Genomic DNA, 17,364 nt, shown 5'->3' on the forward strand with positions numbered 1-17,364 from the left:
GGCAGGGGGTCAATCCTGACGCCTTGCGGTCTTCTTGAGACAAGGAAACGGGGCCATGCGCGTCTTCTTTAATTCCCGTCATGATGCCCATGACGGGGCAGGCGAAATGCATCATGGACGGATGGTGCCCTGTTTTGAAAATGCCCGGCGCATTCCGATTATTCGAGATGCGGTTGCCCATGCGGTCAAGGCGCAGCTGGTTGATCCGGCCGACCACGGCATGGACCCCATCCGCGCCATTCACGACATTGATTATCTTGATTTCATCGAAACGGCCTGGGACGAATGGACTAAGGCCGGAAAAAGCGGTGATGCCTTTCCCTATGTCTGGCCGACGGCAGGTTTTTCCGGTGGTCATCCCAAACATATCAGTGCGCGTCTGGGGCAGTTTGCCATTTCAAGCGACACCCCGATCACCTCAGGTACGTGGAAGGCGGCCTATTGGGGGGCGCAGACCGTCACCTCGGCGGCGGATGCCACATGGAATGATGGCGAAGCATCCTTTGCCCTGACCCGCCCGCCGGGGCATCATGCCCATGCCAACCGTTATGGCGGTTATTGCTTCCTGAATAATTCCGCCATTGCTGCCCAGCAGATGATTACCAAGGGCGCAAAAAAGGTCGCGATCCTTGATATCGATTACCATCACGGCAACGGTACGCAGGATATTTTCTATGAGCGTGGCGACGTTCTGACGATTTCGATCCATGCCGATCCGACCCACCAGTTCCCGTTCTTCATGGGCTATGCCAATGAAACCGGTCGCAATGACGGGCAGGGCGCGAACCTGAATATCCCGCTTTCCGGTGGCAGTGATTTCGGGGCCTGGGGACAGGGTTTTGCCAAGGCGATGCAAAAGATCGTCACCTGGCAGCCAGAAGCCCTTGTGATTGCGCTGGGTGTCGATGCCCATGAAGCAGAGCCGATCTGTGACTTCAAACTCCAGACCGATGATTTCAACCGGATCGGTCAGATGATCGGGCGGTTGGGACTTAAGACCGTTTTCGTCATGGAAGGCGGTTATGCCCATGACGTCATCGGGCTGAATGTTGCAGCCGTTCTGTCGGGATATCTGGATCAGGCCAAACGCTGATTCCCCGGATCGTGACCAAATCGAAAACGCCCCGTGCAAATTGCCGGGGCGTTTTGTTTTGGGTGTTATCGCTCCCACGGTGGCGTGCCACCGAATTCGGATACCAGAAAATCAACAAAGGCGCGCACGCGGGTCGGCAAATACCGGTTTTCCGGATAAAGCGTATAGACCGCATGTGACGGTGGCTGATAGTCGGGCAAGACGACCTTAAGCCTGCCTTCGCGAATATAATCGCCGACTTCCCAGTGTGATTTCAGGGAAATGCCATGGCCATCAAGGCACCAGCGGGTCAGGACTTCGCCATTGTCTGAATCCATCGAGCCGGAAACAGCAAGGGTTGCTGGGGCGTCATCCGCACCGGGGCCGGTTAGTGTCCATTGATATTGACGCGAGCCCGGAAAACGCAGAAGCAGGCAATTGTGGTTCATCAGGTCAGAGGGAACCTTTGGCGTGCCGTTCTTTTCAAGATAATCCGGGCTTGCGACCAGCATGCGTTTATTGCTGGCAAGTTTGCGCACGATCAGCGAGCTTTCCTTAAGCTCGGCAATGCGGATGGCAAGGTCGACCTTGTCTTGCAACAGATCAAGAAGCCGGTCGGAAAGATGCAGGCGTATCTGCACATCCGGGTTCTTTTCGACGAATTTCGGAATAATCGGCGCGACATATTTATTGCCAAATGCCACCGGGCAGGTCAGCGTTACGGGACCGCGTGTGGTGTTTTTCTGATTGGCAATGGCGTTTTCGGCCTCCTGCATTTCACTGAGAATGCGCAGGCAATGGCGGTAATAAACGTCGCCTTCTGTTGTCAGATTGACGCGGCGCGTGGTGCGGTTAAGGAGCCTTACACCAAGGCGTTCTTCAAGGCGGGCAATCCGGTTCGAGACGACGGCTGCTGAATGGCGAAGCTCGCGGCCTGCAGCAGAAAGGTTGCCCAGTTCGGCAACGCGGACAAAAATCTGGATGTCCTCAAAGTCGGACATGGTGCGGGAAGCTCCTGACGTGACGTGAATTCTGGCGTTTATTATCGTTCTATATTCAATTTCAGAGTTGGGACTGTGCCATTTTAAAGAATGGTTTGAAAGTCATTTCGATTATGCTCGACCCCTTAATAATAGAGGCGGTGGGACGCCTATGTTAGGAGAAGATAAGAGATTGATTTGAATGGTTCCGGACTGCATGGGGATATGCGGACCGGATTACGACCATCAGAGGGGCGGCCCGCGCGCAGCGAAACATGACCTGCTGCCGGGCGAGACGGAGGTTTCAGACACCGTGGATATTCTGTTTCAGGACTGGATCAATCTGATCCTGCGCTGGGCGCATCTGATTACGGGCATCGCCTGGATCGGGTCTTCGTTCTATTTCGTCTGGCTTGATCTGAGCTTGCGCAAGCGTCCGGGCATGGATGAAGGCGTCTATGGCGAAGCATGGATGGTCCATGGCGGCGGGTTTTACCATGTCAATAAATGGATGGTCGCACCTAGCACCATGCCACCCGAACTGCACTGGTTCAAATACGAGGCCTATTTTACCTGGATTACCGGCTTCGCACTTTTGGTGACGATGTATTACTGGAGTGCGGAAAGCTATCTGATTGACCCGAGCGTTCTGGCGCTGAGCAAGATGGATGCGATCCTGATTGGTCTTGGCAGCCTGTTTGCCGGTTGGGTGATTTACGACATTATCTGCAAAAGTTCGATCGGCAAGCGCACCGATACACTTGCGGTCGCCCTTTTCATTCTGATCATGGTCGCAAGCTATCTGTTTACCCACGTGTTTAGCGGTCGTGGTGCCTTTATCCATGTGGGGGCGATGATTGGTACAATCATGGCTGCCAACGTGTTTCGCATCATCATCCCGAACCAGAAAAAGGTGGTCGCAAGCCTGATGGCGGGCGAGAAGCCCGATCCGAAACTGGGACTTCAGGCCAAGCAGCGCTCAACCCATAACAACTATCTGACACTGCCGGTTTTGCTGATGATGATCAGCAACCATTATTCGATGCTGTTTTCCCATGATCAGTCATGGGTGATTGTCGGCTTGATCCTGATTATTGGTGGGCTGGTGCGGCATTTCTTTAACACGCGCAATGCTGGCGGGACGGGCAAGGCGATTGTCTGGCAGTTGCCAGCAGCAGCCCTAGGCATGGCCATTCTTGCGATGTTTGCATCTTATGATCCGAAAGCGATCAAGCTTGCAGATGAGGACATCATTAGCCGGGATCACGCATTGGCAATTGTGCAAACCCGTTGCACCAGCTGTCATTCGGCCAATCCGCGCGATGAAGGGTTTGACGAAGCTCCGGCGGGGGTGATGTTTGATGATATTGCCCAGATCGAAGCCAATGCGCAGCGCATTCTGGCGCAGGCTGTCATCGGACGCGCCATGCCACTTGGCAATATGACAGAAATGACCGACGAGGAGCGTGCCCAGCTTGGGCAGTGGATCCGTGCGGGCATGCCGGAATAGGTTCTTTCCTTTCCCGGTTATTCAGCAGAAAGGGCGGTCGCGTGATGCGGCCGCCCTTTTGCGTACCGTGCTGATCAGGGCCAGCGGGGCTGGGGGATCAGTTTGTGGCCCTAGACGTCCGCGCGGTAATTCATTGGCACCCAGTCATACATGGTTTCGTCCTCGCGGACGTGACCGATACCCGGGAAAGCAATGTGACATCCGGCCACCAGATACTTTTCCTTTACCGCTTCGGCAAAGGCAGCCTCGCGGGATTTGATGGCCATGTTGGTATCGCCATCAAAGGCAATGGCAACATTGGGATCGTCAAATTGCACCACATCGCCATGGGTGATGTCGCCCCAATAGACAAACTTCTCGCCCTTGCTTTCGATCCAGAGTGCGCTGTGACCCGGCGTGTGGCCGGGACGGGACGTTGTATTGACCATGCCCGGAATGGCCGGGGCATCGGCTGCGAACTGTTCGAGTTTGCCGCTATCGATGTAGGGTGTCAGGGCGGCGACCGCCTGATCAAAGAAGCCCTTGGTGTCCTCGGGGGCATTTGCCTTGTTCTCGGCACTCAGCCAGAAGGCCTTGTCGGCTTCGGGCACGTGAACTGTTGCATTGGGAAAGACCTTGTTGCCACCCAGCATCAGGCCACCCGTGTGATCGGGGTGAATATGGGTGATCACGACATCATCAACCTGATCGGGATGATAGCCCGATGCGATCATGTTGGCCGGAAGCTTGCCCAGTGCCGGCCCCATCAGATCGCTGCTGCCGGCATCAAGGAGTACCAGCCGATCACCGAAATTCAGCAAATAGGCATTGACCGAAAGACGGGTTGGCGTGCCCTGAAATGCATTGGCAAGGGCAAGGCGTGCCTGTTCGGGCGTGGTGTTGACGTAAAGATCGGCCATCGGAAACAGGCCGGTGCCATCAGAAAGGGCCGTGACTTCGATATCGCCGACCATCAGGCGGTAATAGCCGGGGGCCTGTGTGCCGACAAGCGGGGCTTTTGCCTTGGCGGCAAGCGGGATGAAAACCGTGCTGCCGATTGCACCGACGGCACCAGCGGCAAGCGTCCCTTTAAGTATTTCGCGACGTGATAACATTTTCTTTTCCCTCAAATCATGCTGGTGGGGAACCAGCGGGTTGTAAGCTTCTGGGGAAAAGCTATAGTGGGCTCAGTCAGTAATCAAATCGATGCCAGTCATGGATAATATTGATCATTTCAATTTAAGGTCTTTTGATCTCAATCTCATGATTGCGTTTGACGCAATGATGCAAGAGATGAGCGTGACCAAGGCGGCAGAGAAGCTGCGCATTGGTCAATCGGCGATGAGCCACAATTTGTCGACCCTGCGCATGTTGCTGGCCGATGAATTGTTTGTGCGTGTCGGACAAAAAATGCAACCGACGGCGAAGGCGCGGGCGCTGGCAGGACCAGTACGCACGGCGCTGTCTCAGGCGCAAAATGCGCTTCAGGCAACGGATTGTTTTGATCCGGCCAAGGCCGAACGGCTTTTTCGTCTGGGTGTAACCGGCGAAATGGAAATGATCCTTTTGCCGGAATTGCTCCGTCATTTGCAGGGCGTGTCACCGGGAATCAAGATCCTGAGCCGGCCGATCACGTCGGACAATGTTGATAACATGATCAATAATGGCGAGATTGATCTGGCAATTGGCTGCAAAAGCCAATTGCAATCGGGATATCACGGCGAAGTGCTGTTTAATTCCGAGGTCGCATGCTGTTTCAATCCGGAGTTGACCGGTTTGAGTGCTCCGGTATCGCGTGCGGAATATCTGGCATCGCGCCATGCGGTGCTGTCGCAGACCGAAAATGTTGCCGGATGTGTTGGTGTTGCCTTGCAGGGGCTTGGCATTGATCTGAATGTGGTTTTGGCAGCACCCGATTTCATGCCGCTTCTTGCCGCGGCCCGCAACAGCCCGGTTGTTGCAACCGTACCATGCCGGATCGCCAATCAGTATGCGCCGTTATTCGGGTTGTCTTTCTGTCCGATGCCGATTGATGTCATGTTCCCGCCTGTGACCATGAACTGGGCGATCTGGACGGACAAGGATGCCGGACTTGTGTGGTTGCGCGATCAGATCCGGACCGTGATTGATTCGATTGCCCCGGATCGTGTCACGCTGGCTGCGGAATAATAACGCCTCGCCGGAAAACCGGCGAGGCGAGAAGCTGCTCCCGACGGGGAGAATTGTGGTGCAATAATCGCAGTGGCAGCAAAACTTCTGTCCCTCAGATAAGCGGCAAAGATTGCGGCGTCAATGTGATTAAAAAATGTTCATTATTTAATCTATGATTGAAAAATAATCATACAAAATGCAGTTTGCGCAAATATTCTCCCTAAACCGGCTGTAAAATAGACGCATATTGCGTGGAAAACCGGCGATTCTTGATTTTATTCTACTGCCGAAAGAATCTGGCACGGTTTTAGCAAGTATCACTGCGGTGCAATAAACTCGCAGTGGAGGCTATAAATGAATAAGAAGCTTCAAGCGCTCGTTGGCGCTGGGGCCATGGCATGGTCGGCAATGGCCATGTCAGCCGCACAGGCAGCAGATACCATCAAAGTTGGTGTGCTGCATTCTCTCTCCGGTACGATGGCGATTTCCGAAACCACGCTGAAGGACACTGTCCTGATGCTGGTTGACGATCTGAACAAGAATGGCGGTCTGCTGGGCAAGCAGGTTGAAGCTGTTGTTGTTGACCCGGCTTCCGATTGGCCGCTGTTTGCTGAAAAAGCACGCGAACTGATCGAAAAAGATCAGGTTTCGGTTGTTTTCGGTTGCTGGACGTCGGTTTCGCGTAAATCGGTTCTGCCGGTCTTTGAAGAATTGAACAGCATGCTGTTCTATCCGGTTCAGTATGAAGGCGAGGAAAGCTCGCGCAACGTATTCTATACCGGTGCCGCTCCGAACCAGCAGGCCATTCCGGCTGTTGATTACCTGATGAGCGAAGATGGTGGTGGTGCAGAGCGTATCGTTCTTCTGGGCACTGACTATGTCTACCCGCGTACGACCAACAAAATCCTGCGTTCGTATCTGAACGGCAAGGGTATCTCCGATGAAGACATCATGGAGAACTACACCCCGTTCGGTCACTCCGACTGGCAGTCGATTGTTGCTGATGTAAAAGCATTCGCGTCTGCTGGCAAGAAAACCGCCGTTGTTTCGACCATTAACGGTGATGCGAACGTTCCGTTCTACAAGGAACTCGCCAACCAGGGCATCAAGGCCGAAGACATTCCGGTTGTTGCATTCTCGGTCGGTGAAGAAGAACTGGCTGGTATTGATACCGCGCCGCTCGTTGGTCACCTTGCTGCCTGGAACTACTTCCAGTCGGTCGAGTCCGATGCCAATGCTGCCTTCATCGAAAAATGGCATGCATTCATCGGCGATGAAAAACGCGTAACCAACGACCCGATGGAAGCAACCTATATCGGCTTCAACATGTGGAAACAGGCTGTCGAACAGGCTGGTACCACCGATGTTGATGCCGTTCGCCAGGCAATGTATGGCCAGGAAGTTGCCAACCTGACCGGCGGTGTTGCTGTCATGAACACCAACCATCACCTGTCCAAGCCGGTTCTGATCGGTGAAGTCCAGGATGATGGCCAGTTTGACATCGTTTGGGAAACCGAAGGCACCGTCGTTGGCGATGCATGGTCGGACTTCCTTCCGGAAAGCGCAAAGCTGACCGCCGACTGGACCTATCCGTGGGTCTGCGGCAACTGTGAAAAACCGATGTACTAATTGGTTCCGGATGGGCCGGTCGTGCTTGCGCGACCGGCCCGTTCTTTATCAGGCGACTTTTATGCCTGATCCTTTCTTTAGCTAATTTTCCAGTTTGAATTCAAAGGTTTGGTGATCATGCGCAATGACATTTTTTCAGTGCTGCGCCGTTCTCCGTTCTTCGCGAGCAAGGCAAGATGTGCGGCGGTCCAAATGATTGCTGTGCTTGCATGCCTGATGGCGTTTGTGACTGTCGCACCCAACATGGCGCAGGCATTCAGCGACGAAGAACTTCGAAATATTGCCGAACAGCTTAATGATAAAAGTGCGACCACAAAGGTTGCCGTGATCGAACAGATGGCCGCTGATGGCGATCCGCGCGTCGCTCCGATCCTTAAGGCGATGCTTGATGGTGATCTTTATGTGCGTGACAGTGACGAGCATGTCGTCATCGCCACCAAAAAGGGCAAGGTTTACACCCATATCGACATCGTCAGTGGCGAAGAATCCGGTGAAAGCAGTTCCAAGGAACTTTCCAAGATCAAGGTGAATAACCGTTTGCGCGGTGCGCTGCGCGACGCCTTGGCGACCCTGAACCTGTTTAGCCCGGACCTTGCGGTGCGAACCGCAGCAGTCGAGCAGATCATGGATGCCCGGGACCCGGCGATGTTGCCGCTGCTTTTGCGCGCCATTGACCGTGAAGAAGATGAAACCCTGTTGGCCAGGATGCAACTGGCCGAGGCCACCATGGCCTTGGCAGCCGGGGAAACAACGGATGAACGTCTGGCGGCGATCCTTGTTCTTGCCAGTGAAACCACACCGCAAATTCGTGCTGTTCTGTCGCAGTTTGTCGCCAGTGCCGAAGCCGAAGGGTATCAGCCGGAAGTCGTCGAAGCGGCAAAGGATGCACTTGAATCTGTCGAGCGGCGTCTGTCGACATGGCAGACGGTCGGCGATGTTTATCGCGGTATCAGCCTTGGTTCTGTTCTGTTGCTGGCCGCGGTCGGGCTTGCCATCACATTTGGTGTGATGGGTGTCATCAATATGGCGCACGGCGAAATGATCATGATTGGCGCCTATACCACCTTTGTGGTGCAGCAGGCACTGGCACCGTTCCTGCCATCTGGTTCGGCCTGGTCACTGGCAATTTCGGTGCCTGCGGCCTTTTTGGTCGCGGGTGCGGTAGGTGTTGTAATCGAACGCTGTGTGATCCGCTTCCTGTATGGTCGGCCGCTTGAGACGCTGCTTGCGACATGGGGCGTCAGTCTTGTGTTGCAACAGGCCATTCGTTCGATTTTCGGGGCAACCAACCAGCAGGTTACCGCACCCGATTTCATGAGCGGGGCGATTGAATTCTCGACCGGTCTCGTTCTGACCTATAACCGGCTTTGGATTATCCTGTTCAGTGTGATCGTGGTGGCGGGCATTGCCGCGGTGCTGCGATATACTGCCTTCGGGCTTCAGATGCGCGCGGTCACCCAGAACCGTCGCATGGCCGGATCGGTCGGCATTCGTACCGGATATGTCGATGCACTGACTTTTGGTCTGGGCTCGGGAATTGCCGGGATTGCCGGTGTGGCACTCAGCCAGATTTCAAACGTCAGTCCGAACCTTGGTCAGACCTATATCATCGACAGTTTCATGGTGGTCGTGTTTGGCGGGGTCGGGAACCTTTGGGGGACGGTGCTTGGCGCATTCAGCCTTGGTATCGTCAACAAGTTCCTTGAGCCGGTGGCGGGTGCAGTTCTTGCCAAGATCTTTGTCCTGATTGCGCTGATCCTGTTTATCCAGAAACGACCCAAGGGGCTCTTTGCCCTTAAGGGCCGCGCGGTGGAGGCCTGATCCATGACCGATTATCGTCAAAAATACAAAATGACGCCGGTTGTTGGCTGGCTCCTGCAAGATCGTGGCGGCATGATCCTTCTGGCCATCCTGATTGCTGCGGCGATCCTTGTGCCGATGGGCAATCTTCTGGTGCCCGAAGGATCGGCCTTCCATGTGCCGACCTGGATGCTCAGCCTTTTGGGGAAATATCTGTGCTATGCGCTTCTGGCGCTCAGCGTTGATCTGATCTGGGGTTTCTGTGGCATCCTGTCGCTGGGGCATGGCGCGTTCTTTGCGCTGGGTGGCTATTCGATGGGGATGTATCTGATGCGTCAGATCGGGGATCGCGGGGTTTATGGCGATCCGATCCTGCCGGACTTCATGGTGTTCCTGAACTGGAAGGAACTGCCCTGGTACTGGTACGGCTTTGACATGTTCTGGTTTGCCATTGTCATGGCGATGTTTGTACCGGGACTTCTGGCCTTTGTGTTTGGTTTCCTTGCATTCCGTTCGCGCGTGACGGGGGTTTATCTTTCGATCATCACACAGGCGATGACCTATGCGCTTCTGCTGGCCTTCTTCCGCAATGACATGGGCTTTGGCGGGAATAACGGTCTGACCGATTTCAAGGATTTGCTTGGTTTCTCGTTGCAATCGGATGGCACGCGTGCCGGCTTGTTTGTGGCGTCCTGTGTGTTTCTCGGGGCGTGTTATATCGTGGCGCGCGGTATTACCCAGTCGCGTCTGGGCAAGGTTCTGATTGCCATTCGCGATGCGGAAAGCCGGGTGCGTTTCACCGGTTACCGGGTTGAATATTACAAGCTGTTTGTCTTTACCGTGTCGGCCGTGATGGCGGGCATTGCCGGTGCACTTTATGTTCCGCAGGTTGGTATCATCAATCCGGGTGAATTTGCCCCGGCATTGTCGATTGAAATCGTCATCTGGGTCGCGGTTGGCGGGCGCGGCACGCTTTATGGTGCAGTACTTGGTGCCTTTATCGTCAACTATGCCAAGACCTTCTTTACCGGGGTTATGCCGGACTTCTGGCTGTTCTTCCTGGGTGGTTTGTTCATTGCTGTGACCCTGTTCCTGCCAAAAGGGGTGATCGGTGCGGTTCCGGCATTCGGGGCGGCGGACCGGCAATCGTTGTTAACGACCTGGCGAAAACGCCGCGCAAATGAAGGAGGCAAGGCATGAGCGAAGCAGCTGTCATGGAAACAAATGCCTCGGACGAGCCGCAGGTCAAATCGGCACGGGCGGAAACCATTCTTTATGTCGACGGGGTTTCGGTGACCTTTGACGGGTTCCGTGCCCTGAACAACCTGTCATTCTATGTCGAACCGGGCGAGCTTCGCGCGATCATTGGCCCGAACGGGGCGGGCAAGACGACGATGATGGATATCATCACGGGTAAAACACGCCCTGATACCGGCGATGTTTTATTTAAAAGCGAGATCGATTTGACCAAGCTCGACGAGGCCGAGATTGCCAATCTGGGGATCGGGCGCAAGTTCCAGAAGCCGACCGTGTTTGAAAGTCATACGGTTTTTGACAATCTGCTTCTGGCCTGTTCCGGCGGGCGCGGCGTGTTTCAGGCACTGTTCCATCGCTTAAGCGCAGCCGAAAAAACCAAGATCGAAAAGACCCTGATCACCATCATGCTTGAAGACAAGCGCGATGAAATGGCCGCCAACCTTTCGCATGGCCAGAAACAGTGGCTTGAGATCGGGATGCTTTTGATGCAGGAGCCTGAATTGCTTCTGGTCGATGAGCCGGTTGCCGGGATGACCGATTCCGAAACCGAGGAAACGGCAAAGCTTCTGCGCACGATTGCCAAGGAATATTCAGTCGTTGTGGTCGAGCATGACATGGAATTTGTCCGCGACCTTGATTGCAAGGTAACTGTTCTGCACGAAGGGTCGGTTCTGGCCGAAGGGCGGCTTGATCATGTGCAGAAAGACCCGCGGGTCATTGAAGTTTATCTCGGTCGCTAGGGGAGCCAAAACATGCTCGATGTCAGCAATATTGATCTGTTCTATGGCGCGTCCCATGCCCTGCGTAAAGTGTCGCTCAGTGCCGAAACCGGCAAGGTAACCGCTGTTCTTGGTCGTAACGGGGTTGGCAAAACGTCGTTGATGCGCGCGGTTGTCGGCCAGCATCCGATTACCGAAGGCAATATCAAATGGGAAGGCAAGGATATCTCGCGCGATCCGTCATGGCGGCGGTCGGCCAACGGGATTGCCATTGTCCCGCAGGGTCGCGAAATCTTTCCGCTTTTGACCGTGAAGGAAAATCTTGAAACCGGGTTTGCTGCACTTCCGCGTGCCATGCGCCATATCCCCGACGAGATTTTTGAACTGTTCCCGGTTCTGCGTGACATGCTGGGCCGGCGTGGTGGTGACCTTTCAGGGGGACAGCAACAGCAACTCGCTATCGGGCGCGCGCTTGTGACGCGCCCCCGGTTGCTGGTTCTGGATGAGCCGACCGAGGGTATTCAGCCCTCGATCATCAAGGATATTCAGCGCGTTATCAAACAGCTGGCCGATCGCGGTGACATGGCGATCCTGCTGGTCGAGCAATATTTCGAATTCGCCCACGAACTGGCCGACGAGATTGTTGTTCTTGAGCGCGGCGAGGTCGTTCTGTCCGGTGCCAAGGACACGCTTGATCGTGAAAAAGTGCGGGCCTATCTGACTGTTTGATCAGCATTTGCCAAAAATTTGCGCAACTTTCACGTGATTGATCAGACCAATAGCCATCAAAATCCGTGTTCCGGCATGGATTTGATGGTTGGCCCGTATCTTGCTGTTACGCCCCTTGGAATTACCGGAAAACGGTATCAGGCCCAATAACGGGACCTCATTGATCAGGTGGCCTAGTGCAGCTTCGTAAACTCGAAACCCCGATATCTGCAGCCCAAAATGCAGATGCCCAAATGACCGGAACGCCCGCGCGCATCATTACTGATGGCCGCGCAGAGGTGACATTCCGTCAGGGTTCCGGTCCTGCCCATCAGGGCGGGCATGCCGCCCTTGATCATCTTTATTACCGCGACCCGATGAAAATCCTGTTTCCGCGCCCGGTGGCCGGGGACCTTTCGACGGCGGTGCTGGTAACGACATCTGGCGGCATGGTCGGCGGCGACAAACTGGCATTTGCCGGCAAGGTCGAGGCTGGCGCATCCGCACTTTTTACCGCACAGGCCGCCGAAAAGATTTACCGCTCGGTCGGGCCCGATTGCGAGATGTCGGTTGATCTGACGGTTGAAGATGGGGGCTGGCTTGAATGGTTGCCTCACGAAAGCATCCTGTTTGATCAGGCGCGGCTTCGTCGCAAGACAACCATTGCCGCATCGGGATCAGGCATGGTTATGTCCGGTGAAATGATGGTTTTCGGGCGTCTGGCACGGGGTGAAGTGTTCAAAACCGGATTGGCGCGCGACGCATGGGATGTGTCGATTGAAGGGCGCCCGGTGTGGCGTGACGCGCTTCATCTTGAAGGTGATGTGTTGCGCATTCTGGATCACGGGGCGGGTTTTGACGGGGCACGCGCCAATGCCACGGCCATTCTGGTCGGGCATGGGGCAGAAGATCATCTTGATGCGGCGCGCGACTGTCTTGAACAGGCATCCACGGGGCTGGCAAAGGGCGAAGTCCTGTGTGCCGCGACCGCGATGAAGGGAATTGTGATCACGCGCTTTATGGCACGTGATCCGATGTATTTGCGCCGGGTATATGGCGGATGGTGGAAGCAGTTCCGCCATAAAACAAGGGGGCTTCCCGAACGTTTGCCGCGTTTGTGGGAGATTTAGAACGGTGGATCCAAGGAGTAGCCAGGCATGAATTTGACGCCACGCGAAAAGGACAAACTGCTGGTTTCGGTTGCGGCCATGGTCGCACGCAACCGCCTTGCACGGGGGGTAAAGCTTAATTACCCGGAATCGATCGCGATCATCACCGACTATGTCGTTGAAGGCGCGCGTGATGGCAAATCTGTTGCCGATCTGATGCGCGACGGGGCCACCGTGATTTCGCGTGATCAGGTCATGGATGGCATTGCCGAGATGATCCACGAAATCCAGGTCGAAGCAACCTTCCCCGACGGGACGAAGCTTGTGACCGTTCATGAACCCATTCGCTAAGGAGGCGCTATCATGATTCCAGGTGAAATCATTACCAAGGAAGGCAGCCTCATTCTTAACGAGGGGCGCGAAACCAAGACCATCATGGTTGCCAATACCGGTGATCGTCCGGTGCAGGTCGGATCGCATTATCATTTCTATGAAACCAATCCGGGGCTTGATTTTGACCGCGAGGCCGCACGCGGTTTTCGCCTTGATATCCCGGCCGGGACGGCGGTGCGCTTTGAGCCGGGTCAGTCGCGCGAGGTCAATCTGGTGAAATATGCCGGGTCCGGCACGGTCTATGGCTTTAACGCCAAAATCAACGGCAAGCTCTAAGCGGGGGAACGATACATGGCATATGAAATTGATCGTCCATCCTATGCGGCCATGTTTGGCCCGACCGTTGGCGATAAGGTCCGTCTGGCTGATACCGACCTGATCATCGAGGTCGAAAAGGACTTCACCACCCTTGGCGAGGAAGTCAAATTCGGTGGTGGCAAGGTCATCCGTGATGGCATGGGCCAGTCGCAGGCAACGCGCGCCGAAGGTGCGGTTGATACCGTGATCACCAATGCGCTGATCCTTGATTATACCGGCATCGTCAAAGCTGACATCGGCATCACCGGTGGTCGTATCTCCGGGATCGGCAAGGCCGGGAACCCCGATGTGCAGCCCGGTGTCGATATCATCATCGGTCCGGGCACCGAGATCATCGCGGGCGAAGGCAATATCATTACCGCTGGCGGTATTGATGCCCACATTCACTGGATTTGCCCGCAGCAGGTTGAAGATGCCCTTTATTCCGGCGTGACCAGCATGCTGGGCGGTGGCACTGGCCCGGCTGCCGGGACCAACGCAACTACCTGTACGCCCGGTCCCTGGCATATTGCCCGGATGTTGCAGGCTGCAGACGGGATTCCGATGAATATCGGTTTCTTTGGCAAGGGCAATGCGACCCTTCCGGGATCGCTGATCGAACAGATCAAGGCAGGCGCCTGTGGCCTTAAGCTTCATGAAGACTGGGGTACGACACCAGCCGCCATTGATACATGCCTGTCGGTTGCCGATGACCTTGATGTTCAGGTCATGATCCATACCGATACGCTCAATGAAAGCGGCTTTGTTGAGCATACCCGCGCATCGTTCAAGGGCCGCACCATTCACACCTTCCATACCGAAGGTGCCGGTGGCGGGCACGCACCAGACATCATCAAGCTTTGCGGCGAGGCCAACGTTCTGCCAAGTTCGACCAACCCGACCCGTCCGTTTACAGTCAATACCATTGACGAGCATCTGGACATGCTGATGGTCTGCCATCACCTTGATCCGAAAATCCCAGAAGACGTGGCCTTTGCCGAAAGCCGTATTCGCCGCGAAACCATCGCCGCCGAAGATATTCTGCATGATCTTGGCGCGTTTTCGATTATCTCGTCAGACAGTCAGGCCATGGGCCGTGTGGGTGAAGTCATCACGCGTACCTGGCAGACAGCCGACAAGATGAAGAAACAGCGCGGTGCCTTGCCCGAAGATGCGGGCAAGGGGAATGATAACTTCCGCGCCAAGCGCTATGTCGCCAAATACACCATCAACCCGGCAATTGCGCAGGGCATCGGGGCACATGTGGGCTCCATCGAAGTTGGCAAGATCGCCGATCTTGTCGTCTGGAAGCCGATGTTCTTTGGCACCAAGCCCGATATGGTGGTCAAGGCCGGGATGATTATTGCTGCGGCCATGGGCGATCCGAACGCCTCGATCCCGACGCCGCAGCCGGTCCATTACCGCCCGATGTTCGGGGCCTATGGCAATGCGCTTGCGAAGTCGAGTTTCTCGTTCGTGTCACAGGCTGGCATTGATGCCGGAATTGCCGCCGAATTCGGCCTTTCCAAGGAATTGCTGGCCGTATCGAATACGCGCAATATCGGTAAGAAGGACATGAAGCTTAATGATGCGCTTCCGGTCATGGAAGTCGATCCGGAAACCTATCAGGTGACCGCAGACGGGGAACTTCTGACCTGTCAGCCGGTTGATGTTGTGCCGATGGCACAGCGTTACTTCCTGTTCTGATCGGATAAGCTTTATGCGTCACGCCATTGAACATATCCCGGTTGATCGTTCCGATGCGGCCCCTGAACTGATGGAGGTACGCGGGACGGTAACCCTGGCCTTTTCGGATCGGCACCGCCGGCGCATTCGTCTGATGGATGATGCGGGCGAACCCTTCCTGCTTGATTTGCCGCATGCGGTGCGTCTGGCGGACGGGGATCGTTTGCGCCTTGTCGATGGCGGGGTGATTGTGGTGCGCGCCGCCGACGAGCCGGTATTGACCATTACCGCATCCGGTCCGATTGCCGCGGCCAAGCTGGCCTGGCATATCGGCAACCGTCATACCCCGGTCGAGGTCCTTAAAGACGGGCGGTTGCGCATTATCGATGATCATGTGATGCGTGACATGATTACCGGGCTCGGCGGGGTGGTCGACCAGGAAATCGCCCCGTTCAATCCGCTGAACGGGGCCTATCACGGGCTTGGCGGCGCACATGGTCACAGCCATGGCAACGATCACTTCGATCATGAAGATCATGGTCGTGATCACAAGCATGGCCATAGTCATTCGCATGGTCATGGACACAACCACTCCCACAGCCACGGTGATCACAGCCATTCCCACGTCCATACCGCAGGGAAACCGCATGACCACTGAAACCCTGACCCTTAACCCCGCTGGATTGATGCGGTTGATGACATGGCTTAGTCCGTCATTTCCGGTCGGTGCCTATACCTATTCCCATGGTGTGGAATATGCGGTGGAAGACGGTCGGGTCAGCTCGGCCAATACGCTGATCCACTGGGTTGAAGGGGTATTGGAATTCGGGGCCGGGCGGATTGATGCGGTGCTGTTCTGTGCAGCATGGCGTGCGGCCCTTGCAGGCGAGGAAGAAGCCCTGTTTGACATCGGCGTTGAGGCCGATTGCTGGCGCGGCACATCTGAAATGGCGTTGGAGGCAACCGCGCAGGGGCGTGCCTTTGTCTCGACCGTTGAAAAGGTCTGGGGCGAGGGTGTTCTGACGCGCTGGGCCAGCCGCATGCGTGGCGATGATCGCTTACCGTCCTATCCGGTGGCCGTGGGCATTGCGGCCGCAGAGGTCAAAGTGCCATTGCAGGATGCCTTGACCGCCTATTTGCATGCCATGGCGGCAAACCTTGTTTCCAGTGCGGTGCGTCTTGTGCCGCTTGGTCAGACCGATGGTGTCCGGTCCCTGTCATCCCTTGATCAGGCAGTTTCGATTGCCGTTGATCATGCGATGAGCGCTGATCTGTCTGATCTCGGTGCTGCGGCGCCGCTTGTTGACTGGACATCGATGAAACACGAAACCCAATATACGAGGCTATTTAGATCATGAGCTCTCCCCTTCGTATCGGAATTGGTGGGCCGGTTGGCTCGGGCAAAACCGCACTTCTGGAGCGCCTGTGCAAGGCCATGCGCGATGAATTCAATATCGCGGCCATCACCAATGATATCTATACCCGCGAAGACGCCGAATTCATGACCCGTTCGGGTGCACTGGCAGCAGATCGTATTGCCGGTGTTGAAACCGGTGGCTGCCCGCATACGGCCATTCGCGAAGACGCGTCGATCAATCTGGCAGCGGTCGAAGACATGGCGGCCAAGCATGCCGGGCTTGAGGCGATCTTTATCGAGTCTGGCGGGGATAACCTGTCGGCCACCTTCTCGCCGGAGCTTGCCGATATCACGATTTACGTCATCGACGTCTCGGCAGGCGACAAAATCCCGCGCAAGGGCGGGCCGGGCATTACGCGATCCGATTTGCTGGTGATCAACAAGACCGATCTGGCACCACTGGTCGGGGCCGATCTGGGCGTGATGGACCGCGATGCCAGGAAAATGCGCGGCGATCGTCCGTTCCTGTTTACCAATCTCAAGGCCATGGACGGTCTTGAAGACGTCAAGAATTTCATCATCGAGACAGGGGGGCTCCGCCAATCCGCAGCATCCTGATATGGGGATATAAGGAAAGCTGCACGGGCTTGCCAGTTGCATTGACAGCGGCACTGACCCAAGGATGACGGGAGCACGCATCGCCCGGCCGGAGACGGT

At 55.6% G+C, this 17,364-nt stretch carries 17 protein-coding genes; 15 read left to right on the forward strand and 2 right to left on the reverse strand.

Going from position 1 to position 17,364, the window contains the following annotated elements; genetic code table 11:
• Nucleotides 1-55: 55 nt before the first annotated feature.
• On the forward strand, nucleotides 56-1,093 hold the full coding sequence (locus TH30_RS03615; protein WP_114096683.1) for a histone deacetylase family protein: 1,038 nt from the start codon (nucleotides 56-58) through the stop codon (nucleotides 1,091-1,093).
• Between the two features lie 65 nt (nucleotides 1,094-1,158).
• Here TH30_RS03615 and TH30_RS03620 read toward each other — a convergent pair whose 3' ends face one another.
• Nucleotides 1,159-2,073, reverse strand: coding sequence for a LysR family transcriptional regulator (locus TH30_RS03620; RefSeq protein WP_114096684.1), 915 nt, complete (start codon nucleotides 2,071-2,073; stop codon nucleotides 1,159-1,161).
• Between the two features lie 292 nt (nucleotides 2,074-2,365).
• Here TH30_RS03620 and TH30_RS03625 point away from each other — a divergent pair, with 292 nt between their 5' ends.
• Entirely contained in the window at nucleotides 2,366-3,562 is a 1,197-nt protein-coding gene (locus TH30_RS03625) for a urate hydroxylase PuuD (RefSeq protein ID WP_114096897.1), read from the forward strand.
• Nucleotides 3,563-3,672: 110 nt separating this feature from the next.
• Here TH30_RS03625 and TH30_RS03630 read toward each other — a convergent pair whose 3' ends face one another.
• A complete protein-coding gene (locus TH30_RS03630) occupies nucleotides 3,673-4,656 on the reverse strand; it encodes an MBL fold metallo-hydrolase (protein WP_114096685.1) in 984 nt (327 codons plus the stop codon).
• A 148-nt stretch (nucleotides 4,657-4,804) separates the two neighbouring features.
• Here TH30_RS03630 and TH30_RS03635 point away from each other — a divergent pair, with 148 nt between their 5' ends.
• From TH30_RS03635 to ureG, 13 genes are all read left to right on the forward strand, one after another.
• A complete protein-coding gene (locus TH30_RS03635; RefSeq protein ID WP_258548592.1) occupies nucleotides 4,805-5,710 on the forward strand; it encodes a LysR family transcriptional regulator in 906 nt (301 codons plus the stop codon).
• Nucleotides 5,711-6,046: 336 nt separating this feature from the next.
• Complete coding sequence (urtA, locus tag TH30_RS03640) at nucleotides 6,047-7,321, forward strand: urea ABC transporter substrate-binding protein (RefSeq protein WP_114096687.1); 1,275 nt, start codon at nucleotides 6,047-6,049, stop codon at nucleotides 7,319-7,321.
• Nucleotides 7,322-7,513: 192 nt separating this feature from the next.
• Nucleotides 7,514-9,142 (forward strand): urea ABC transporter permease subunit UrtB, encoded by a 1,629-nt coding sequence (gene urtB, locus TH30_RS03645; protein ID WP_258548593.1) that lies wholly within the window; start codon nucleotides 7,514-7,516, stop codon nucleotides 9,140-9,142.
• A gap of 3 nt (nucleotides 9,143-9,145) precedes the next feature.
• Nucleotides 9,146-10,321, forward strand: a complete 1,176-nt coding sequence (gene urtC / locus TH30_RS03650; protein ID WP_181850144.1) for an urea ABC transporter permease subunit UrtC — start codon at nucleotides 9,146-9,148, stop codon at nucleotides 10,319-10,321.
• On the forward strand, nucleotides 10,318-11,118 hold the full coding sequence (urtD, locus tag TH30_RS03655) for an urea ABC transporter ATP-binding protein UrtD (RefSeq protein WP_443082630.1): 801 nt from the start codon (nucleotides 10,318-10,320) through the stop codon (nucleotides 11,116-11,118). The genes urtC and urtD overlap by 4 nt, the downstream gene beginning before the upstream one ends.
• 12 nt (nucleotides 11,119-11,130) lie before the next feature.
• A complete protein-coding gene (gene urtE, locus TH30_RS03660) occupies nucleotides 11,131-11,826 on the forward strand; it encodes an urea ABC transporter ATP-binding subunit UrtE (RefSeq protein ID WP_114096689.1) in 696 nt (231 codons plus the stop codon).
• A gap of 233 nt (nucleotides 11,827-12,059) precedes the next feature.
• On the forward strand, nucleotides 12,060-12,935 hold the full coding sequence (locus TH30_RS03665; protein WP_258548594.1) for an urease accessory protein UreD: 876 nt from the start codon (nucleotides 12,060-12,062) through the stop codon (nucleotides 12,933-12,935).
• 27 nt (nucleotides 12,936-12,962) lie between these two features.
• A complete protein-coding gene (locus TH30_RS03670; protein ID WP_114096691.1) occupies nucleotides 12,963-13,265 on the forward strand; it encodes an urease subunit gamma in 303 nt (100 codons plus the stop codon).
• A 12-nt stretch (nucleotides 13,266-13,277) separates the two neighbouring features.
• Nucleotides 13,278-13,583 carry an urease subunit beta gene (locus TH30_RS03675; protein ID WP_101245282.1) on the forward strand — a complete coding sequence of 102 codons (306 nt, stop codon included), beginning with the start codon at nucleotides 13,278-13,280 and terminating at the stop codon, nucleotides 13,581-13,583.
• 15 nt (nucleotides 13,584-13,598) lie between these two features.
• Nucleotides 13,599-15,311 (forward strand): urease subunit alpha, encoded by a 1,713-nt coding sequence (gene ureC, locus TH30_RS03680; RefSeq protein ID WP_114096692.1) that lies wholly within the window; start codon nucleotides 13,599-13,601, stop codon nucleotides 15,309-15,311.
• Nucleotides 15,312-15,324: 13 nt separating this feature from the next.
• Nucleotides 15,325-15,948, forward strand: coding sequence for an urease accessory protein UreE (locus TH30_RS03685; RefSeq protein WP_114096693.1), 624 nt, complete (start codon nucleotides 15,325-15,327; stop codon nucleotides 15,946-15,948).
• The gene (locus tag TH30_RS03690) at nucleotides 15,938-16,648 is read left to right on the forward strand and encodes an urease accessory protein UreF (RefSeq protein ID WP_114096694.1); all 711 of its coding nucleotides are present in this window, start codon (nucleotides 15,938-15,940) and stop codon (nucleotides 16,646-16,648) included. Before TH30_RS03685 ends, TH30_RS03690 begins: the two co-directional genes overlap by 11 nt.
• A complete protein-coding gene (ureG, locus tag TH30_RS03695; protein WP_114096695.1) occupies nucleotides 16,645-17,265 on the forward strand; it encodes an urease accessory protein UreG in 621 nt (206 codons plus the stop codon). The genes TH30_RS03690 and ureG overlap by 4 nt, the downstream gene beginning before the upstream one ends.
• Nucleotides 17,266-17,364: the final 99 nt, after the last annotated feature.

This window comes from Thalassospira profundimaris (assembly GCF_003326795.1).
Classification (GTDB): domain Bacteria; phylum Pseudomonadota; class Alphaproteobacteria; order Rhodospirillales; family Thalassospiraceae; genus Thalassospira; species Thalassospira profundimaris_C.

Excerpts from the sequence above, each read along its gene's own strand:
- TH30_RS03615 (WP_114096683.1), top strand. The coding sequence starts at position 56 with ATGCGCGTCTTCTTTAATTCCCGTCATGATGCCCATGACGGGGCAGGC.
- TH30_RS03620 (WP_114096684.1), bottom strand. The coding sequence starts at position 2,073 with ATGTCCGACTTTGAGGACATCCAGATTTTTGTCCGCGTTGCCGAACTG.
- TH30_RS03630 (WP_114096685.1), bottom strand. The coding sequence starts at position 4,656 with ATGTTATCACGTCGCGAAATACTTAAAGGGACGCTTGCCGCTGGTGCC.
- TH30_RS03635 (WP_258548592.1), top strand. The coding sequence starts at position 4,805 with ATGATTGCGTTTGACGCAATGATGCAAGAGATGAGCGTGACCAAGGCG.
- urtA (WP_114096687.1), top strand. The coding sequence starts at position 6,047 with ATGAATAAGAAGCTTCAAGCGCTCGTTGGCGCTGGGGCCATGGCATGG.
- urtB (WP_258548593.1), top strand. The coding sequence starts at position 7,514 with ATGATTGCTGTGCTTGCATGCCTGATGGCGTTTGTGACTGTCGCACCC.
- urtC (WP_181850144.1), top strand. The coding sequence starts at position 9,146 with ATGACCGATTATCGTCAAAAATACAAAATGACGCCGGTTGTTGGCTGG.
- urtD (WP_443082630.1), top strand. The coding sequence starts at position 10,318 with ATGAGCGAAGCAGCTGTCATGGAAACAAATGCCTCGGACGAGCCGCAG.
- urtE (WP_114096689.1), top strand. The coding sequence starts at position 11,131 with ATGCTCGATGTCAGCAATATTGATCTGTTCTATGGCGCGTCCCATGCC.
- TH30_RS03665 (WP_258548594.1), top strand. The coding sequence starts at position 12,060 with ATGACCGGAACGCCCGCGCGCATCATTACTGATGGCCGCGCAGAGGTG.
- TH30_RS03670 (WP_114096691.1), top strand. The coding sequence starts at position 12,963 with ATGAATTTGACGCCACGCGAAAAGGACAAACTGCTGGTTTCGGTTGCG.
- TH30_RS03675 (WP_101245282.1), top strand. The coding sequence starts at position 13,278 with ATGATTCCAGGTGAAATCATTACCAAGGAAGGCAGCCTCATTCTTAAC.
- ureC (WP_114096692.1), top strand. The coding sequence starts at position 13,599 with ATGGCATATGAAATTGATCGTCCATCCTATGCGGCCATGTTTGGCCCG.
- TH30_RS03685 (WP_114096693.1), top strand. The coding sequence starts at position 15,325 with ATGCGTCACGCCATTGAACATATCCCGGTTGATCGTTCCGATGCGGCC.
- TH30_RS03690 (WP_114096694.1), top strand. The coding sequence starts at position 15,938 with ATGACCACTGAAACCCTGACCCTTAACCCCGCTGGATTGATGCGGTTG.
- ureG (WP_114096695.1), top strand. The coding sequence starts at position 16,645 with ATGAGCTCTCCCCTTCGTATCGGAATTGGTGGGCCGGTTGGCTCGGGC.